The organism is Streptococcus varani, from assembly GCF_001375655.1.
Taxonomy (GTDB): Bacteria; Bacillota; Bacilli; order Lactobacillales; family Streptococcaceae; genus Streptococcus; species Streptococcus varani.
This window is the reverse complement of sequence record NZ_CTEN01000002.1, coordinates 68,219-84,371: the sequence shown is the minus strand read 5'-3', so window position 1 is coordinate 84,371 and position 16,153 is coordinate 68,219. Positions and strand designations below refer to the sequence as shown.

The 16,153-nt window shown below is 40.1% G+C and carries 17 protein-coding genes; all 17 read left to right on the top strand.

All coding sequences use genetic code 11. The features are described 5' to 3' along the window. The first annotated feature begins 44 nt into the window (after positions 1-44). The 17 genes from rpsP to BN1356_RS03875 all read left to right on the top strand — a co-directional run bounded on the left by rpsP (position 45) and on the right by BN1356_RS03875 (position 16,044). Positions 45-317: a 30S ribosomal protein S16 gene (rpsP, locus tag BN1356_RS03960; protein WP_093650122.1), complete on the top strand. Its 273-nt coding sequence runs from the start codon at positions 45-47 to the stop codon at positions 315-317. Between the two features lie 19 nt (positions 318-336). Further along, positions 337-576 (top strand): KH domain-containing protein, encoded by a 240-nt coding sequence (locus BN1356_RS03955; protein ID WP_093650121.1) that lies wholly within the window; start codon positions 337-339, stop codon positions 574-576. Positions 577-729: 153 nt separating this feature from the next. Further along, a complete protein-coding gene (gene rimM / locus BN1356_RS03950; RefSeq protein WP_093650120.1) occupies positions 730-1,248 on the top strand; it encodes a ribosome maturation factor RimM in 519 nt (172 codons plus the stop codon). Next, entirely contained in the window at positions 1,238-1,963 is a 726-nt protein-coding gene (trmD, locus tag BN1356_RS03945; RefSeq protein WP_093650503.1) for a tRNA (guanosine(37)-N1)-methyltransferase TrmD, read from the top strand. The genes rimM and trmD overlap by 11 nt, the downstream gene beginning before the upstream one ends. A gap of 55 nt (positions 1,964-2,018) precedes the next feature. Then, entirely contained in the window at positions 2,019-3,086 is a 1,068-nt protein-coding gene (locus BN1356_RS03940; protein WP_093650119.1) for an aminotransferase class I/II-fold pyridoxal phosphate-dependent enzyme, read from the top strand. Between the two features lie 194 nt (positions 3,087-3,280). Next, positions 3,281-4,303: an IS30 family transposase gene (locus BN1356_RS03935; RefSeq protein WP_141651815.1), complete on the top strand. Its 1,023-nt coding sequence runs from the start codon at positions 3,281-3,283 to the stop codon at positions 4,301-4,303. A gap of 162 nt (positions 4,304-4,465) precedes the next feature. Continuing rightward, the gene (locus BN1356_RS03930) at positions 4,466-5,488 is read left to right on the top strand and encodes an IS30 family transposase (protein WP_141651815.1); all 1,023 of its coding nucleotides are present in this window, start codon (positions 4,466-4,468) and stop codon (positions 5,486-5,488) included. 272 nt (positions 5,489-5,760) lie between these two features. Beyond that, a complete protein-coding gene (locus tag BN1356_RS03920) occupies positions 5,761-6,510 on the top strand; it encodes a DeoR/GlpR family DNA-binding transcription regulator (RefSeq protein WP_093650502.1) in 750 nt (249 codons plus the stop codon). Further along, complete coding sequence (gene pfkB, locus BN1356_RS03915) at positions 6,507-7,418, top strand: 1-phosphofructokinase (protein WP_093650118.1); 912 nt, start codon at positions 6,507-6,509, stop codon at positions 7,416-7,418. Before BN1356_RS03920 ends, pfkB begins: the two co-directional genes overlap by 4 nt. Then, positions 7,415-9,364: a PTS fructose transporter subunit IIABC gene (locus tag BN1356_RS03910; RefSeq protein WP_093650117.1), complete on the top strand. Its 1,950-nt coding sequence runs from the start codon at positions 7,415-7,417 to the stop codon at positions 9,362-9,364. Before pfkB ends, BN1356_RS03910 begins: the two co-directional genes overlap by 4 nt. A gap of 200 nt (positions 9,365-9,564) precedes the next feature. Next, complete coding sequence (locus BN1356_RS03905) at positions 9,565-9,945, top strand: DUF1149 family protein (protein ID WP_093650116.1); 381 nt, start codon at positions 9,565-9,567, stop codon at positions 9,943-9,945. Continuing rightward, entirely contained in the window at positions 9,942-10,793 is an 852-nt protein-coding gene (locus BN1356_RS03900) for a DegV family protein (protein WP_093650115.1), read from the top strand. Before BN1356_RS03905 ends, BN1356_RS03900 begins: the two co-directional genes overlap by 4 nt. Positions 10,794-10,802: 9 nt before the next feature. Further along, on the top strand, positions 10,803-11,570 hold the full coding sequence (gene dapB, locus BN1356_RS03895) for a 4-hydroxy-tetrahydrodipicolinate reductase (protein ID WP_093650114.1): 768 nt from the start codon (positions 10,803-10,805) through the stop codon (positions 11,568-11,570). Then, positions 11,567-12,775, top strand: coding sequence for a CCA tRNA nucleotidyltransferase (locus tag BN1356_RS03890; RefSeq protein ID WP_093650113.1), 1,209 nt, complete (start codon positions 11,567-11,569; stop codon positions 12,773-12,775). The genes dapB and BN1356_RS03890 overlap by 4 nt, the downstream gene beginning before the upstream one ends. Next, a complete protein-coding gene (locus BN1356_RS03885) occupies positions 12,772-14,643 on the top strand; it encodes an ABC-F family ATP-binding cassette domain-containing protein (RefSeq protein ID WP_093650112.1) in 1,872 nt (623 codons plus the stop codon). Before BN1356_RS03890 ends, BN1356_RS03885 begins: the two co-directional genes overlap by 4 nt. A 13-nt stretch (positions 14,644-14,656) precedes the next feature. Continuing rightward, positions 14,657-14,998, top strand: coding sequence for a hypothetical protein (locus BN1356_RS03880; protein WP_093650111.1), 342 nt, complete (start codon positions 14,657-14,659; stop codon positions 14,996-14,998). Positions 14,999-15,084: 86 nt separating this feature from the next. After that, positions 15,085-16,044 (top strand): ROK family glucokinase, encoded by a 960-nt coding sequence (locus BN1356_RS03875; RefSeq protein WP_093650110.1) that lies wholly within the window; start codon positions 15,085-15,087, stop codon positions 16,042-16,044. Positions 16,045-16,153 lie beyond the last annotated feature (109 nt).

The following is a 16,153-nucleotide window of genomic DNA, read 5'->3' as shown; positions in this document are numbered from 1 at the left end:
AGAGACTCAAACATAAAATTAATAAGAAAAGAGATATACTCAAAATGGCAGTAAAAATCCGTTTGACTCGTATGGGTTCTAAAAAGAAACCTTTCTACCGTATTAACGTAGCTGATTCACGTGCACCACGTGATGGCCGCTTCATCGAAACAGTTGGTACTTACAACCCATTGGTTGCTGAAAACCAAATCACTGTTAAAGAAGACCGCGTTCTTGACTGGTTGGCGAAAGGTGCACAACCTTCAGATACAGTTCGTAACATCCTTTCAAAAGCTGGCGTGATGGCTAAATTCCACGAACAAAAATTCTCAAAATAAGAAGTAAGCGAGCACACTGATGGACATGATTGAAAATCTTATTATTGCAATTGTGAAACCTTTGATTTCACAACCGGATAGCTTGACGATTAAAATCGTTGATACACCTGAGTTTTTAGAATACCATTTGGATCTGGACCAGACTGATATCGGTCGTGTTATCGGAAGAAAAGGTCGTACAATTTCTGCGATTAGAACGATTGTCTATTCTGTTCCAACAAGTGATAAAAAAGTTCGTCTTGTTATTGATGAAAAGTAGATTAGTTCTGAAAGGGCTAAGATACGGACTTTCCTTAATGCGAGAAACTGGCTTAATGAAGCAGTCCCAAACGGGCTGCTTTTTAAATTCATCCCAAGTTGAGAAAATAGACTCTTTCTGTTAGAATAGAGAAAATATGTTTTTGGAGAAATCATGAATTATTTTAATGTAGGAAAAATCGTCAATACCCAAGGTTTACAAGGGGAACTGCGGGTGATGAGTGTAACAGATTTTGCGGATGAACGCTTTAAAAAGGGTGCTATTTTGTCGCTTTTTAATGAAAAAAATCAATTTGTCATGGAAGTGGAAGTTGCCAATCACCGGAAACAAAAGAACTTTGATATCATCAAGTTCAAGGGGCTCTACCATATCAATGATGTAGAAAAATACAAGGGTTTCACCCTCAAAGTTGCTGAAGAAAATCTAACTGATTTGGAAGATGATGAGTTTTACTATCATGAAATCATTGGTTTGGATGTCTATGAAAAGGATGTTTTGATTGGAACAATCAAGGAAATATTGCAACCTGGGGCCAATGATGTTTGGGTCGTTGCACGTAAAGGCAAGCGTGATTTACTTCTCCCCTACATTCCGCCTGTTATCCTCAATGTGGATATTGCTAATAATCGCGTAGATGTAGAAATCATGGAAGGATTGGATGATGAAAATTGATATCCTGACCCTTTTTCCAGATATGTTTGCACCGCTAGAGCATTCTATTGTCGGTAAGGCGCGTGATAAAGGTTTGTTGGATATCAACTATCATAATTTCCGTGAACATGCGGAAAAAGCGCGCCACGTCGATGATGAACCTTATGGTGGTGGGCAAGGGATGTTGCTTCGTGCTCAGCCAATTTTTGATGCGATTGAAAAGATTGAAGCTAAAAATCCTCGTGTTATCTTGCTAGACCCAGCGGGTCGACGATTTGACCAAGCCTATGCAGAAGAATTGGCACAGGAAAAAGAGTTGATTTTTATCTGTGGACATTATGAGGGCTATGACGAGCGGATCAAGACCCTTGTCACAGATGAGATTTCTTTGGGGGACTTTGTCTTAACAGGTGGTGAATTAGCTGCCATGACCCTGATTGATGCCACTGTCCGTTTGATTCCAGATGTCCTCGGCAAGGAAGCTAGTCATGCGGATGATAGTTTTTCATCCGGTCTATTGGAATTTCCTCAGTACACTCGTCCCTATGAATACCGTGGTATGAAAGTACCGGAGGTTCTCATGAGCGGGCACCATGAAAAAATCCGTCTCTGGCGCATCTATGAGAGTTTGAAAAAAACTTACTTACGCAGACCAGATTTGCTGGACAACTATCCATTTACAGCTGAAGAGCTGAAGATTATGGAAGAGATTAAGAAAGAAATTGGAGAAGTTTAGCTTGCTAATCTTCTCCCTTTATATAAATTGAGAATTTATTTAGAAAGTGCATCTTATGGTTACATTTAGAAATGATTTGGAAAGTTTTGGTTCTTATAAAATCGAGAAAACAGCTAAGCATAATTTGGGTGACAATGAAAATCGTCTCATTGATTGGTCTGGCCTTTTGGAAGAGATAGCTAAAGAAATCCCTCTCTCAGATCTTCAATATTATGGAGATAACAAGTATAGTCAAATTATTCAAGCCTATGCAGAATATGTTGGTCTTCAGCCAAATCAAATCGTACAAGGAGTGGGTTCTGATCAGATGATTCATACGATTATCACCACATTTTTACAAGCTGGTGAAGTACTTCTAACTGTAGAACCTGATTTTTTTATGTACAGTGTTTTTTCTCAGGTACATGGCACAAAGTTGGAAACCTACCAACTTGAATGGATTGACGGAGTGCCCACTTTATCAGCAGAGAAACTGATGGAACATGCAGAAAAAGTGGGAGCCAAGCTCATCATTCTCTCTAACCCCAATAATCCAGCCTCAATTGCTTTTGAAAGTGGAGAATTAGAAAAAATAGTAGCAAACTTTAATGGCATCGTTGTGATTGATGAAGCATACATTGACTTTGCTCAGGTTAAGTCCATGCTGGATAAAATCAATTCTTATGATAATCTCATTGTCCTACGGACTATGTCTAAAGCCTTTGGTTTGGCTGGTCTTCGATTGGGATTTGCTCTTTCTTGTCAGCGTTTAGCTTACGAGTTGGATAAAGTTTTAGCTCCTTACAGCATGCCCAATATTGTTGGGAAAATTGGTGTTCAGGCTTTGAAACACAGCGATAAAGTGAAAGAATCAGTAGCTCGTATAAAAGAGATTCGTCAAGACTTTATGGCTTTTCTTGAGCAGCAACCCAACCTTCATCTCCTGCCAAGTCAAGCTAATTTCATTACTTTTACAGCCCCTTATGCTGAGAAAATACTAGAAGTCGGCTTGACACAGGATTTTAATTTCAAATACTATGCTGATGGTCCTATGAAAGGTTACATTCGCATGGGAATCGGTCACTCAGATGAAATGAATCTTATGAAAGAAATCATTAGAAAAGTAGTAAAAAACAAGTTATAGAAAAGAAAGGGAGAAAAGCTTCTCCTTTTTATTTATGAAAGAAAATGATGGTATTTTCAATATCTTTCATAAATAGCTGATACAGAATGCTGAAACGTGATTTTTTTCCCGCGTTGTAAAATGAAGTGCAACAAAAAAGACATGTTCGTCTGATATACTAGAATTCCCCAACTCAGTATAGAAAGCAGATGAACATGTCCAACACTCATTCTACCAAAAAATCAACCTATTCTCATCTCTCAGCCTCGGAACGTGGCGAAATGGCTGCTTATCTTAAAATGGGAAAGAAACCGGCTGAAATCGCTCGTCTTCTAGGTCGTCACCGGTCGACAATCAGTCGAGAAATCAAACGTGGTTCGGTGGATCAGGTACAGGATAAGAATGGGAAACGTACCTATTTCAGTGCCTATTTCGCTGATAGCGGACAGCGTGTCTATGAATCCAATCGTCAAAAGTGCTCTTATCTCAAGTTGAATGACTGCTCCGCTAAATTCATTGAGCAATTAGGATATGCCTTGAAAGCTAAAATTCGTCTTCATAGCGTAGATAGTTTCGTTCAGACTTATAAAGCAAATCATCCTGAGGAGGTTGTTCCCTCTACCAAAACCATTTATCGCTATATCAAAGAGGGGCTGTTAGTTATAAAACCAATCGATTTACCTAAGATGGTCAGTATCAGGAAACGTTCTAAGCCAGTCATTAAGACGAATAAGAAAACTTTAGGTCAGTCTATCGAAGAACGTCCTGAGTGTATCAATGACCGTTCTGAATTTGGTCATTGGGAGATTGACTTGGTTCTTGGAAAGAAAACCAAAGGTGAAGCTGTTGTTTTGACTTTGGTAGAGCGCCAGACACGCTATGCACTAGGAGTTAAGCTAGAAGACAAACAGTCCCATACCATTAATTGTGCTGTCAAACAACTTACAAGTCAGTATCCTATTGCATCCATTACAGCTGATAATGGTTCTGAATTTAGTTTACTCTCAGACTTGGAAGCTGTTGATGTTTACTTTGCACATCCATATTCTTCACATGAGAGAGGTACAAATGAGAACTTCAATGGTCTCCTCAGAGAATATATCCCTAAAGGAAACTCTTTTAATTCACTAACCTCTGAAGAACTTGACAACTATATCACAGCCATCAATGAGCGCCCGAGACGACTTCTTCAATACCAATCTTCAAAATTCCTATTTGGGATAGCCCAAATAGCTTAACCTCTGGATCTCTAGTTATCAATCAACTTGTTGCACTTGACTTGACAACATGCGACGTGATTTTTTTTGAAAGAAAATGATAGAAAGTGATTGACAAAGCAAAAAAGACATGTTCGTCTGATATACTAGAATTCCCCAACTCAGTATAGAAAGCAGATGAACATGTCCAACACTCATTCTACCAAAAAATCAACCTATTCTCATCTCTCAGCCTCGGAACGTGGCGAAATGGCTGCTTATCTTAAAATGGGAAAGAAACCGGCTGAAATCGCTCGTCTTCTAGGTCGTCACCGGTCGACAATCAGTCGAGAAATCAAACGTGGTTCGGTGGATCAGGTACAGGATAAGAATGGGAAACGTACCTATTTCAGTGCCTATTTCGCTGATAGCGGACAGCGTGTCTATGAATCCAATCGTCAAAAGTGCTCTTATCTCAAGTTGAATGACTGCTCCGCTAAATTCATTGAGCAATTAGGATATGCCTTGAAAGCTAAAATTCGTCTTCATAGCGTAGATAGTTTCGTTCAGACTTATAAAGCAAATCATCCTGAGGAGGTTGTTCCCTCTACCAAAACCATTTATCGCTATATCAAAGAGGGGCTGTTAGTTATAAAACCAATCGATTTACCTAAGATGGTCAGTATCAGGAAACGTTCTAAGCCAGTCATTAAGACGAATAAGAAAACTTTAGGTCAGTCTATCGAAGAACGTCCTGAGTGTATCAATGACCGTTCTGAATTTGGTCATTGGGAGATTGACTTGGTTCTTGGAAAGAAAACCAAAGGTGAAGCTGTTGTTTTGACTTTGGTAGAGCGCCAGACACGCTATGCACTAGGAGTTAAGCTAGAAGACAAACAGTCCCATACCATTAATTGTGCTGTCAAACAACTTACAAGTCAGTATCCTATTGCATCCATTACAGCTGATAATGGTTCTGAATTTAGTTTACTCTCAGACTTGGAAGCTGTTGATGTTTACTTTGCACATCCATATTCTTCACATGAGAGAGGTACAAATGAGAACTTCAATGGTCTCCTCAGAGAATATATCCCTAAAGGAAACTCTTTTAATTCACTAACCTCTGAAGAACTTGACAACTATATCACAGCCATCAATGAGCGCCCGAGACGACTTCTTCAATACCAATCTTCAAAATTCCTATTTGGGATAGCCCAAATAGCTTAACCTCTGGATCTCTAGTTATCAATCAACTTGTTGCACTTGACTATATCACAGCCACAATGAGCGCCCGAGACGACTTCTTCAATACCAATCTTCAAAATTCCTATTTGGGATAGCCCAAATAGCTTAACCTCTGGATCTCTAGTTATCAATCAACTTGTTGCACTTGACTTGACAACATGCGACGTGATTTTTTTTGAAAGAAAATGATAGAAAGTGATTGACAAAGCAAAAAAATATTGTATAATAGAATTTGTAATCGGTTTCAGGAGGTGATACCTATCTTAAAATCTGAACGAAAACAGTTGATTCTTGATGAAATCAAGGAGAAAAAGTTCATCCAACTAGAAGAAATGGTTCAATTGTTGGAGACTTCTGAATCAACTGTCAGAAGGGATTTGGATGAATTGGAGTCAGAAGGACATTTGCGACGTGTACATGGCGGAGCGGAGGTCATCACAAAACTTCAAGCTGAAGAGTCAATGCAAGAGAAATCTATCAAAAACGTTCAAGCAAAGTCAGAAATTGCTAAAAAAGCTCTTTCTTTGATTGAGGACGATGATGTGATTTTCATTGATGCAGGAACAACAACAGAATTATTGGTTGATATGCTCTACCAAGAAGACTTGACAGTTGTGACAAATTCGATTCATCATGCAGCGAAATTAGTTGAAATGCAGTTCAAGACTATCATTATTGGTGGATTTGTCAAGCATTCAACGGATGCCAGCATTGGTAAAACAGCTGTAGATCAAATTTCTCAACTGAACTTTGATAAAGTTTTTATGGGTATGAACGGTGTAGATGAGCATTTCTTGACAACACCAGATATCGAAGAAGCGGTTATCAAAAAAACTATTATTGAAAATGCACAAAAAGCCTTTGTCCTGCTGGATGCTTCCAAACTAGGACAAGTTTCTTTTGTCAAGGTAGAGCAGATCGAGAAAGTAACTTTGATTACTCAAAGATCTGACGGAGCCCTTATGAAAAAAATTAAGGAGAAAACGGAGGTCATCGAACTATGATTTACACCGTTACCCTCAATCCATCCATAGACTTCATTGTTCGTCTGGAAAATTTAGAGCTTGGCTCGGTTAACCGCATGGAAAGTGATGATAAGTATGCTGGAGGAAAAGGGATAAACGTTTCTCGTATTTTGAAACGCCTAAATATTGACAATACCGCGACTGGTTTTGTCGGTGGATTTACAGGCCGTTTCATTGAAGAAAGTCTGCAAACTGAGGGAATCACAAGCAACTTTGTTCATGTAGAAGAAGATACGCGAATCAATGTAAAAGTCAAGGCTGGACTGGAGACAGAAATCAATGGACCGGGTCCACATATCTCATCTGGAAAATTAGCTGAATTGGAAACCATTTTAGCTGCATTGACAGAAAAAGATACAGTCGTTTTTGCTGGTTCAGCACCGAGCAATCTTGGGAATCAGGTTTATAACACTTTGATTCCGCTTGCACGAAAAGCAGGCGCTCAAGTTGTCTGTGATTTCGAAGGGCAAACTCTCCTGGATTCTCTCCAGTATGGGCCACTTCTGGTCAAACCAAATAATCACGAATTAGCTGACATCTTTGATGTAGAGTTGAATGGACTGACAGATATTGAAAAATATGCTCGTCAGATTTTAGCCAAAGGTGCCCAAAATGTCATTATTTCCATGGCTGGTGATGGAGCACTCTTGGTTACACCAGACTCAGCTTATTTCGCAAAGCCAATCAAAGGAAATGTCAAAAATTCAGTCGGAGCTGGTGATTCCATGGTAGCTGGCTTTACAGGCGAATTTGTCAAATCAGGTGATCCAGTGGAAGCCCTCAAATGGGGTGTTGCTTGTGGTACGGCCACAACCTTCTCAGATGACCTAGCAAGCGAAGCATTTATTAAAGAAACTTATGAAAAAGTAGAGGTAGAAAGATTATGAAAATTCAAGATCTTCTGAAAAAAGAAGTCATGATTTTGGACTTGCAAGCAACTTCAAAAGAAGCAGCTATCGATGAAATGATTACAAGCCTTGTTAGCAACGGTTTTGTAAGTGATTTTGAGACATTCAAAACAGGCATCATGAACCGTGAAGCACAAACGTCAACAGGTTTGGGTGATGGGATTGCTATGCCACATAGCAAAAATGCTGCCGTAAAAGAAGCCACAGTTCTTTTCGCTAAATCGGGTGCTGGTGTGGACTATGCGGCACTTGATGGACAGCCAACCGATCTCTTCTTCATGATTGCGGCACCAGACGGAGCCAATGATACTCACTTAGCAGCTCTTGCTGAATTGTCTAAATATCTCCTGAAAGATGGCTTTGCAGAGAAATTGCGTCAGGTATCATCAGCTGACGAGGTAATTGCAACCTTTGATGCAGCAGAAGAAGCAGATAAAGTTGTGGAAGCGCCTCTAGTTCCAGCCGCAAACCAAGACTTTATCGTTGCGGTTACTGCATGTACAACTGGTATTGCTCATACATACATGGCAGAAGAAGCATTGAAGAAAACAGCTGCTGAATTAGGCGTAGCCATCAAGGTTGAAACAAATGGTGCATCTGGTGTCGGAAACAAATTGACGGCAGCAGATATCGCCAATGCTAAAGGTGTTATCATTGCAGCTGACAAAGCTGTAGATATGGCTCGTTTCAATGGAAAACCATTGGTAAACCGTCCAGTAGCTGATGGTATTAAGAAAACAAAAGAGCTTATTAATCTTGTTCTTGATGGCAAAGCAGACACTTATGTAGCAAAAGAAGGAGCAACAAGCGTGCAATCAGAAGAAAAAACTTCAGCCGGTCAAGCCTTTTACAAACACCTAATGAGTGGTGTATCTCAAATGCTTCCATTTGTTATTGGTGGTGGTATCATGATTGCTTTGGCATTCTTATTTGATAACATCATGGGTGTGCCTCAAGATAGCCTTGGTAGTCTAGGTTCTTATCATGAAATTTCTGCCATCTTTATGAAGATTGGTGGAGCAGCCTTTGGCTTTATGATTCCAGTATTTGCTGGCTATGTAGCTTATTCAATCGCTGAAAAGCCAGGTTTGGTTTCTGGTTTTGTGGCTGGTGCCATCGCTTCAAACGGTTTAGCTTATGGTAAAATACCATTTGCAGCTGGTGGTGAAGCAACTGCTAACCTTGCAGGTGTCCCTTCAGGTTTCCTCGGTGCTCTTGTCGGTGGTTTCCTTGCAGGATTTGTTGTATTGGCTCTTAAAAAATACGTTAAGGTACCACGTTCATTGGAAGGTGCTAAATCCATCCTTATCTTGCCATTGTTTGGAGTTATCATCACTGGTCTCTTGATGTTGGCTGTTAACATTCCGATGTCAGCTATCAACACTGCTCTTAATGATTTCCTTAATAGTTTGTCAGGTGGTTCAGCAGTTGTTCTTGGTCTCCTTGTCGGCGGTATGATGGCTGTGGATATGGGTGGACCAATTAACAAGGCAGCTTATGTCTTTGGTACTGGTACACTTGCAGCATCTGTCACAACGGGTGGCTCCATCGTCATGGCAGCAGTTATGGCGGGTGGTATGGTTCCACCATTGGCAGTATTTATCGCAACTCTTCTTTACAAAAATAAATTCACGGCTGAAGAGCGTGATTCTGGTTTGACCAACATCATCATGGGTCTATCTTTCATCACAGAAGGTGCCATTCCATTTGCGGCTGCTGATCCGGCACGTGCTATCCCAAGCTTTATCGCTGGTTCTGCCTTGTCAGGTGCCCTTGTTGGTTTGTCAGGCATCAAACTCATGGCCCCACACGGCGGTGTATTTGTTATCGCTCTTACAAGCAACCCATTCCTTTACATTGTTTATGTATTGATTGGTGCTCTTGTTTCAGGTGTTATCTTCGGTTACCTTCGTAAAGCAAAATAAGATGCAAAGTCGAGCCTAGCTCGGCTTTTTTTTTGTTAAAACAATAAAATCAGCTCTTCAGCAGTCAACGCTCTATATTCATCTATGATTAATTTGCCAGCTTATTTGCCTTAAAATCGTCGGAACCAACAAGTGAAATTCTATAAATTTATACTATTTTATGGTATAATGAACATTATTACTGTACTGAGGAGTCAACAATGAAAGTTATTCGAGAAAAAGAATATGTTAATCGCTATCACTTTGATATGCGTAATTTCAAGATGGAAGAAGAGCATGGGTCTCCAAAGTCTCAATACAATATTGAGTTTCATTTGGTTGAAAAAAATGAAAGCGAAGAATCAACCACTATCATTTTGGTTATGCAATTCATGAATGTTCAAGAAAAATTTGTTGTTTCTGGTCTGATTTCGCAACAAGTGAAAATTACAGATGGAATCATCAATGAGCCAACTGATATTTCTGATGACGATAAGCGTGCCTTGGCTCAACCGCTTTTTGATATGGTCAATCGCTTGACTTATGAAGTAACTGAAGTTGCCTTTGATGCACCAGGAATTGACCTTGGAGAGGTAAGATGAAATTAGCTATTATCACAGATTCTTCAGCTGTTATCAGTCCAGAATTTATCCAAACGGAGAATCTGTTTGTTTTAGACATTCCCGTTACCATTGATGGACAGGAATATATTGAAGGTAAGAATCTAAGTCCTGAAGATTTCTACGAAAAAATGGCCAGTTCTTCAGAATTGCCAAAGACTAGTCAGCCAAGCCTTGCAAAATTGGATGAAATCTTGATGACTTTACCTGCGCAAGGTTACACACATGCAATCGGTTTATTTCTATCATCAGGGATTTCTGGTTTTTATCAAAACATTCAATTTTTGAAAGAAGAAGTACAAGGTCTAACCCTTGCCTTTCCAGATAGCCGGATCACCTCTGCCCCACTGGGGATGATGGTGGAAAATGTTCTGCATTGGGTTAATCAGGGGCTCGATTTTGACCTTATCTTGGAGCGTTTGAATTTTCAGATTCAGGCAACGACCGCTTTCATCATGGTAGATGATCTTAATCATCTGGTCAAAGGTGGTCGTTTGTCTAATGGAGCAGCTCTTCTAGGAAACTTGCTTAGTATTAAGCCTATTTTGTATTTTACTGACGAAGGTAAGATTGAAGTTTATGAGAAAGTTCGGACGGAGAAAAAAGCAGTTAAGAGACTCTTAGAGATTCTTGATGAAAAAACTAGAGAAGGAAACTATCAAGTAGCTCTTATACATGCCAATGCTCCTGAAAGAGCAGAGAACTTTAGAAATATGATGCTAGAAGCAGGCATGAAAGGCCAATTTCCTATTGTTAGTTTTGGTTCGGTCATCGGCACTCATCTCGGTGAGGGAGCAGTCGCTTTTGGTATTACCCCCATCGTAGAGTAGGAGTAAGTGATGTCAATTAAGGTTATTATTGCAGGTTTTAAAGGGAAAATGGGGTCAACAGCTCTTGAAATGGTTAAAGCAGACAAGGATTTAAGTCTGGCTGCGCTTTTAGATCCATTTGCGACGGAAGAAAGCTTTGAGGGTGTTCCAGTATTTAAAAACAAAGAAGACTTGATTGGTCTTGACGCGGATGTGTGGGTAGATTTTACAACCCCTAAATTCGCTTATACCAATACGCGCTTTGCATTAGAAAATGGATTTGCTCCGGTAGTTGGAACGACTGGTTTCACAACAGAGGAGATAGAGGGATTGACCGCTCTTTCTGTTGAAAAAAAATTAGGTGGGTTGATTGCACCAAATTTTGCGATTGGAGCTATCTTACTGATGCAGTTTGCGGCACAAGCTGCTAAATATTTCCCTAATTTAGAAATTATTGAGTTGCACCATGATAAGAAAAAGGATGCGCCAAGCGGAACAGCTGTCAAAACAGCGGAATTGATTTCTCAAACACGTGCCGCTCTTCAACAAGGTGCCAGTGATGAGGAAGAATTGATGGCTGGTGCTCGTGGAGCGGAGTTTGATGGTTTCCGTATTCACAGCGTTCGCTTGCCTGGTTTGGTTGCTCATCAAGAAGTCATTTTTGGTGCTCAAGGTGAAGGATTGACCATTCGCCATGATTCTTATGACCGTGTTTCTTTCATGTCTGGTGTCAACTTGGGCATTAAAGAAGTGGTCAAACGTGAGAAACTTGTTTACGGTTTGGAACATTTACTATGAAATTAACACATTTGCCTTCTGAATTTCAGGAGGCTTTGCCGATTTTAGAAAAATTAAAAGCTGCTGGTTATGAAGCTTATTTTGTGGGTGGTTCCGTTAGGGATGCGATTTTAGGACGACCGATTCATGATGTCGATATTGCTAGCAGCTCCTATCCTGAAGAAACCAAGGCTATTTTTCCTCGAACCATTGATGTTGGAATTGAGCACGGGACTGTATTGGTTCTCCAAGGGGAACAGGAATACGAAATTACTACTTTCCGGACTGAGGATGTCTATGTTGATTTTCGTCGCCCTAGTCAGGTTTCTTTTGTGCGCTCTCTAGAAGAAGATTTGAAGCGAAGGGACTTTACAGTCAATGCATTCGCTCTCAATGAAGAATCGCAAATCATTGATAAATTTGAAGGCCTTAAGGACTTGGATGCCAGAGTTTTGCGAGCAGTTGGACTAGCCCAAGAACGCTTTAACGAAGACGCTCTTCGGATTATGCGTGGTTTTCGCTTTGCTGCTAGTTTGGATTTTGATATTGAAGAAAAAACCTTTCAAGCGATGCAGGAAACAGCACCACTTTTGGAAAAGATTTCAGTTGAGCGGATTTTTATTGAATTTGATAAACTCTTAACGGCATCGTCTTGGCGCAAAGGTTTAGAAAAGTTGATTGCTGCCGTCGCCTATGACTATTTACCAGAAATGAAGGGCAAAGGCCAGCTCTTGCAGAAGATGTTGGATCGATTAGAACCTGAATTTCTTTTTCAAAGCTCCGAACAAGCTTGGGCCATGTTATTGATTGCCTTAGAAGTCAGTGATCCGCGCGCCTTTCTTAAAAAATGGAAAACTTCCAATGATTTCCAAAAACTTGTTTGTGCTTTAGTAGCAGCTTATCAAGAAAGAGCAGTTGCGCGTCCTGATAAATTCATGACCTATCAATTTGGTCTTGAAAACTTGATGCTCGTTGAAAATCTCCGCCAAGCTCAAGGGCTATCTGTTGCACTATCAGAAATCAAGCAACTGGATGCAGACCTTCTTATTCATGATAAGCATGAAATAGTGGTCAATGGCGGTATTCTTATAGCAAAGCTTGGATTAAAACCAGGTCCAACATTAGGAGCTCTTCTTCATGATATTGAAAAAGCCATTGTTCTAGGGTATTTGCCTAATGAAAAAGAAGCGATTTTTGCTTATCTACTTGAGAAAGGGAGAATATGAGCGATTTTATTGTAGAAAATTTAAGTAAATCGGTCGGTGATAAGACGGTCTTTCAAAATATATCTTTCATCATTCATGAGCAGGATCGCATTGGGATTATCGGTGTCAATGGTACAGGCAAAACGACTCTCTTGGATGTTCTTTCAGGTAAATTGGGGTTTGACGGTGATCGTTCCCCATTTTCTGCAAAAAATGATTATCGAATTGCTTATCTCACTCAAAATCCGACCTTTGATGAGACTAAAAGCATATTAGATACCGTTTTGTCAGATGATTTGAAAGAAATGCAGGTCATTAGAGAATACGAAAATCTTATGGCTTCCTATGAGGAGACGAATCAAGCCAAGCTTGAAAAAGTTATGGCTGAAATGGATGCGCTGAATGCCTGGGAAGTGGAGAGTCAAGTTAAAACTGTACTGACCAAACTTGGTTTGACAGACCATAGCCAGAAAGTTGGAGACTTGTCAGGTGGTCTTCGTCGGCGTGTTCAGTTAGCCCAAACCTTACTTGGCAAGGATGATTTATTGCTACTAGATGAACCAACCAACCATTTGGATATTGATACCATTGAGTGGTTGCAGAATTTCCTGAAAAACTCAAAGAAGACTGTTCTTTTTATTACTCATGACCGCTATTTTTTGGATAATGTTGCCACTCGGATTTTTGAACTGGATAGGGCCAGTTTGACAGAATATCAGGGAAATTATCAGGATTATGTAAGTCTCAAAGCTGAGCAAGATGAGAGGGATGCGGCACTACGTCATAAGAAAGAACAACTCTATCAGCAGGAATTGACGTGGATGCGCCGACAACCACAAGCTCGAGCTACCAAGCAAGAAGCACGAATTCATCGCTTCCATGATTTGAAAGAGTATCTTTCTGACAAAGCAGAAGATACTCGTCTGGAAATCAATTTTGAAACCAGTCGTATCGGTAAAAAGGTTGTTGAGTTTGAACGTGTCAATTTTTCCTATCCTGGCAAACCGATAGTACAAGATTTTAGCCTCTTGATTCAAAATGCGGACCGAATTGGTATTGTTGGTGATAATGGTAAGGGGAAATCAACTCTCCTGAACTTGATTGCAGGCCAACTAAATCCTGATTCCGGCAAAGTTTCCGTCGGTGAAACCATTCGTATCGGTTATTTCTCCCAACAAATCAAAGGACTAGATGAAAGCAAACGGGTGATTAATTTCCTTCAGGAAGTGGCAGAAGAAGCCCAAACGACATCTGGTATGGTTTCTATTGCTGAACTCTTGGAACAATTTCTCTTCCCGCGTAATACTCATGGTACTCTCATTGAGAAGTTATCGGGTGGTGAGAAGAAGAGACTTTACTTGCTGAAAATCTTACTGGAACGTCCAAATCTTCTCTTGTTAGATGAGCCAACCAATGATTTGGATATTGCCACTCTAACCGTTTTGGAAAAATTCTTACAAAACTTTGCTGGACCTGTTATCACGGTTAGTCATGACCGCTATTTCTTGGATAAGGTAGCCACAAAAATCATTGCTTTTGAAGAAAATGGTCTTCAAATTTTATTTGGAAACTATACAGATTATCTGGATGAAAAGAAATTTTTAGCGGAGCAAGAAAACCACCCGCTTCCTAAAAAAGGACGTGAGAAAGTGGATAGTCAGACCAATGAAAAGCAAAGGATGAGTTATCTAGAGAAGCAAGAATGGGCTAAGATTGAGGAGAATATAGCGCTTATTGAAGAAAAAATTGCTGAGATTGAATCTGACATGCAGACCTGCGGTTCTGATTTTGGTCGTCTTTCAGATTTGCAAAAGGACTTGGACCAGCAAAATGACATGCTACTTGAAAAGTATGAACGTTACGAATATTTAAGTGGCTTGGAAGCCTAGATAAGGAGGAAAGATGTTTCGTCATCTCATGATTGTCTATATGGGCATCTACATGTTAATTGTTCTCGGATCAGCTATCTATAGTTTTTTCAAAAGCAAGCGAATGAATGGATTAGGATTTAGTCTATGTTTACTATGTTTAGCAGTGGTAGGAGTTAGTCTCGTTTTTTATGCTCAAGCTTATCATCCTCTACAAATGGTTGGTTTTGCTCTCAGTTTTACTCTTATTTCTTCCATTTTTTTCTACAATGGAGTAAGGGACAAAACCAGTAAATTCAATATGGTTATTACATTGAGTATGATTCGTCTTTTTCTTCACTTACAGTTGCTCTTCTTCTTGTATTTATTTAGATAATTGTTTGAAATATTTTTAAAAAAAGTTTTTGCAACCATTTTCATTGTGGTATAATAGAGAAAATATAGATCAAATTGGAGATTCATATGTCAAAGAAAATTATCGGTATTGACCTAGGTGGTACATCTGTTAAGCTGGCGATTTTATCTGAAGCTGGTGAGATTTTAGAGAAATGGTCTATCAAGACCAATATTTTGGATGAAGGAAGCCATATCGTTCCAGACATCATTGCCTCTATCCAACACCGTTTTGAAAGTCATGGCTTATCGAAAGAAGATTTCTTAGGAATCGGAATGGGGTCACCAGGTGTGATTGATGTGGAAGCAGGAACCGTCATTGGAGCTTATAACCTCAACTGGAAAACCTTGCAGGAAGTGAAGAAGCAGTTTGAGACAGCTATCGGTTTGCCTTTCTTCATCGATAATGATGCCAACGTAGCTGCCCTTGGTGAGCAGTGGGTAGGTGCTGGTCAAAATAATCCTGATGTCGTCTTCATGACCTTGGGAACTGGAGTTGGTGGAGGTGTAGTAGCTGCTGGTAACCTCATCCATGGTTTTGGTGGCGCAGGTGGTGAATTAGGGCATATGCCAGTTGATTTCGAGGATGCTTTTGCATGCACCTGTGGTAAAAAAGGTTGTTTGGAAACGGTGGCTTCTGCAACAGGTATCGTTAACTTAGCTCGTCGCTATGCAGATACATATGCGGGCGATGCAGCCCTCAAAAAAATGGTCGATGATGGTCAAGAAGTTACTGCCAAAGATGTATTTGATTTGGCAAAAGAAGGCGATGACTTGGCCCTAATCGTCTACAAGAACTTTTCACGTTACCTAGGAATTGCTTGTGCTAATATCGCTAGCATTCTTAACCCGGCCTATATCGTTTTGGGCGGTGGAGTTTCTGCAGCTGGAGAATTTCTTCTCTCAGGTGTCAGAAAAGTTTATGAGGAAAATGTCTTTCCACAAATCAAACAAAGTACCAAACTTTCTCTTGCAACACTTGGTAATGACGCTGGTGTCATCGGTGCTGCATCTTTGGTTTTGAAATAAAGTATGAAGAGGTTGGGCAAAATGTCCAGACCTCTTTTTTAGTACGACGGGCATGTCGTACATCTGAGGTGCAAGTCCTCCGTGGGCACCCGCTACCGGTGAACCCAAT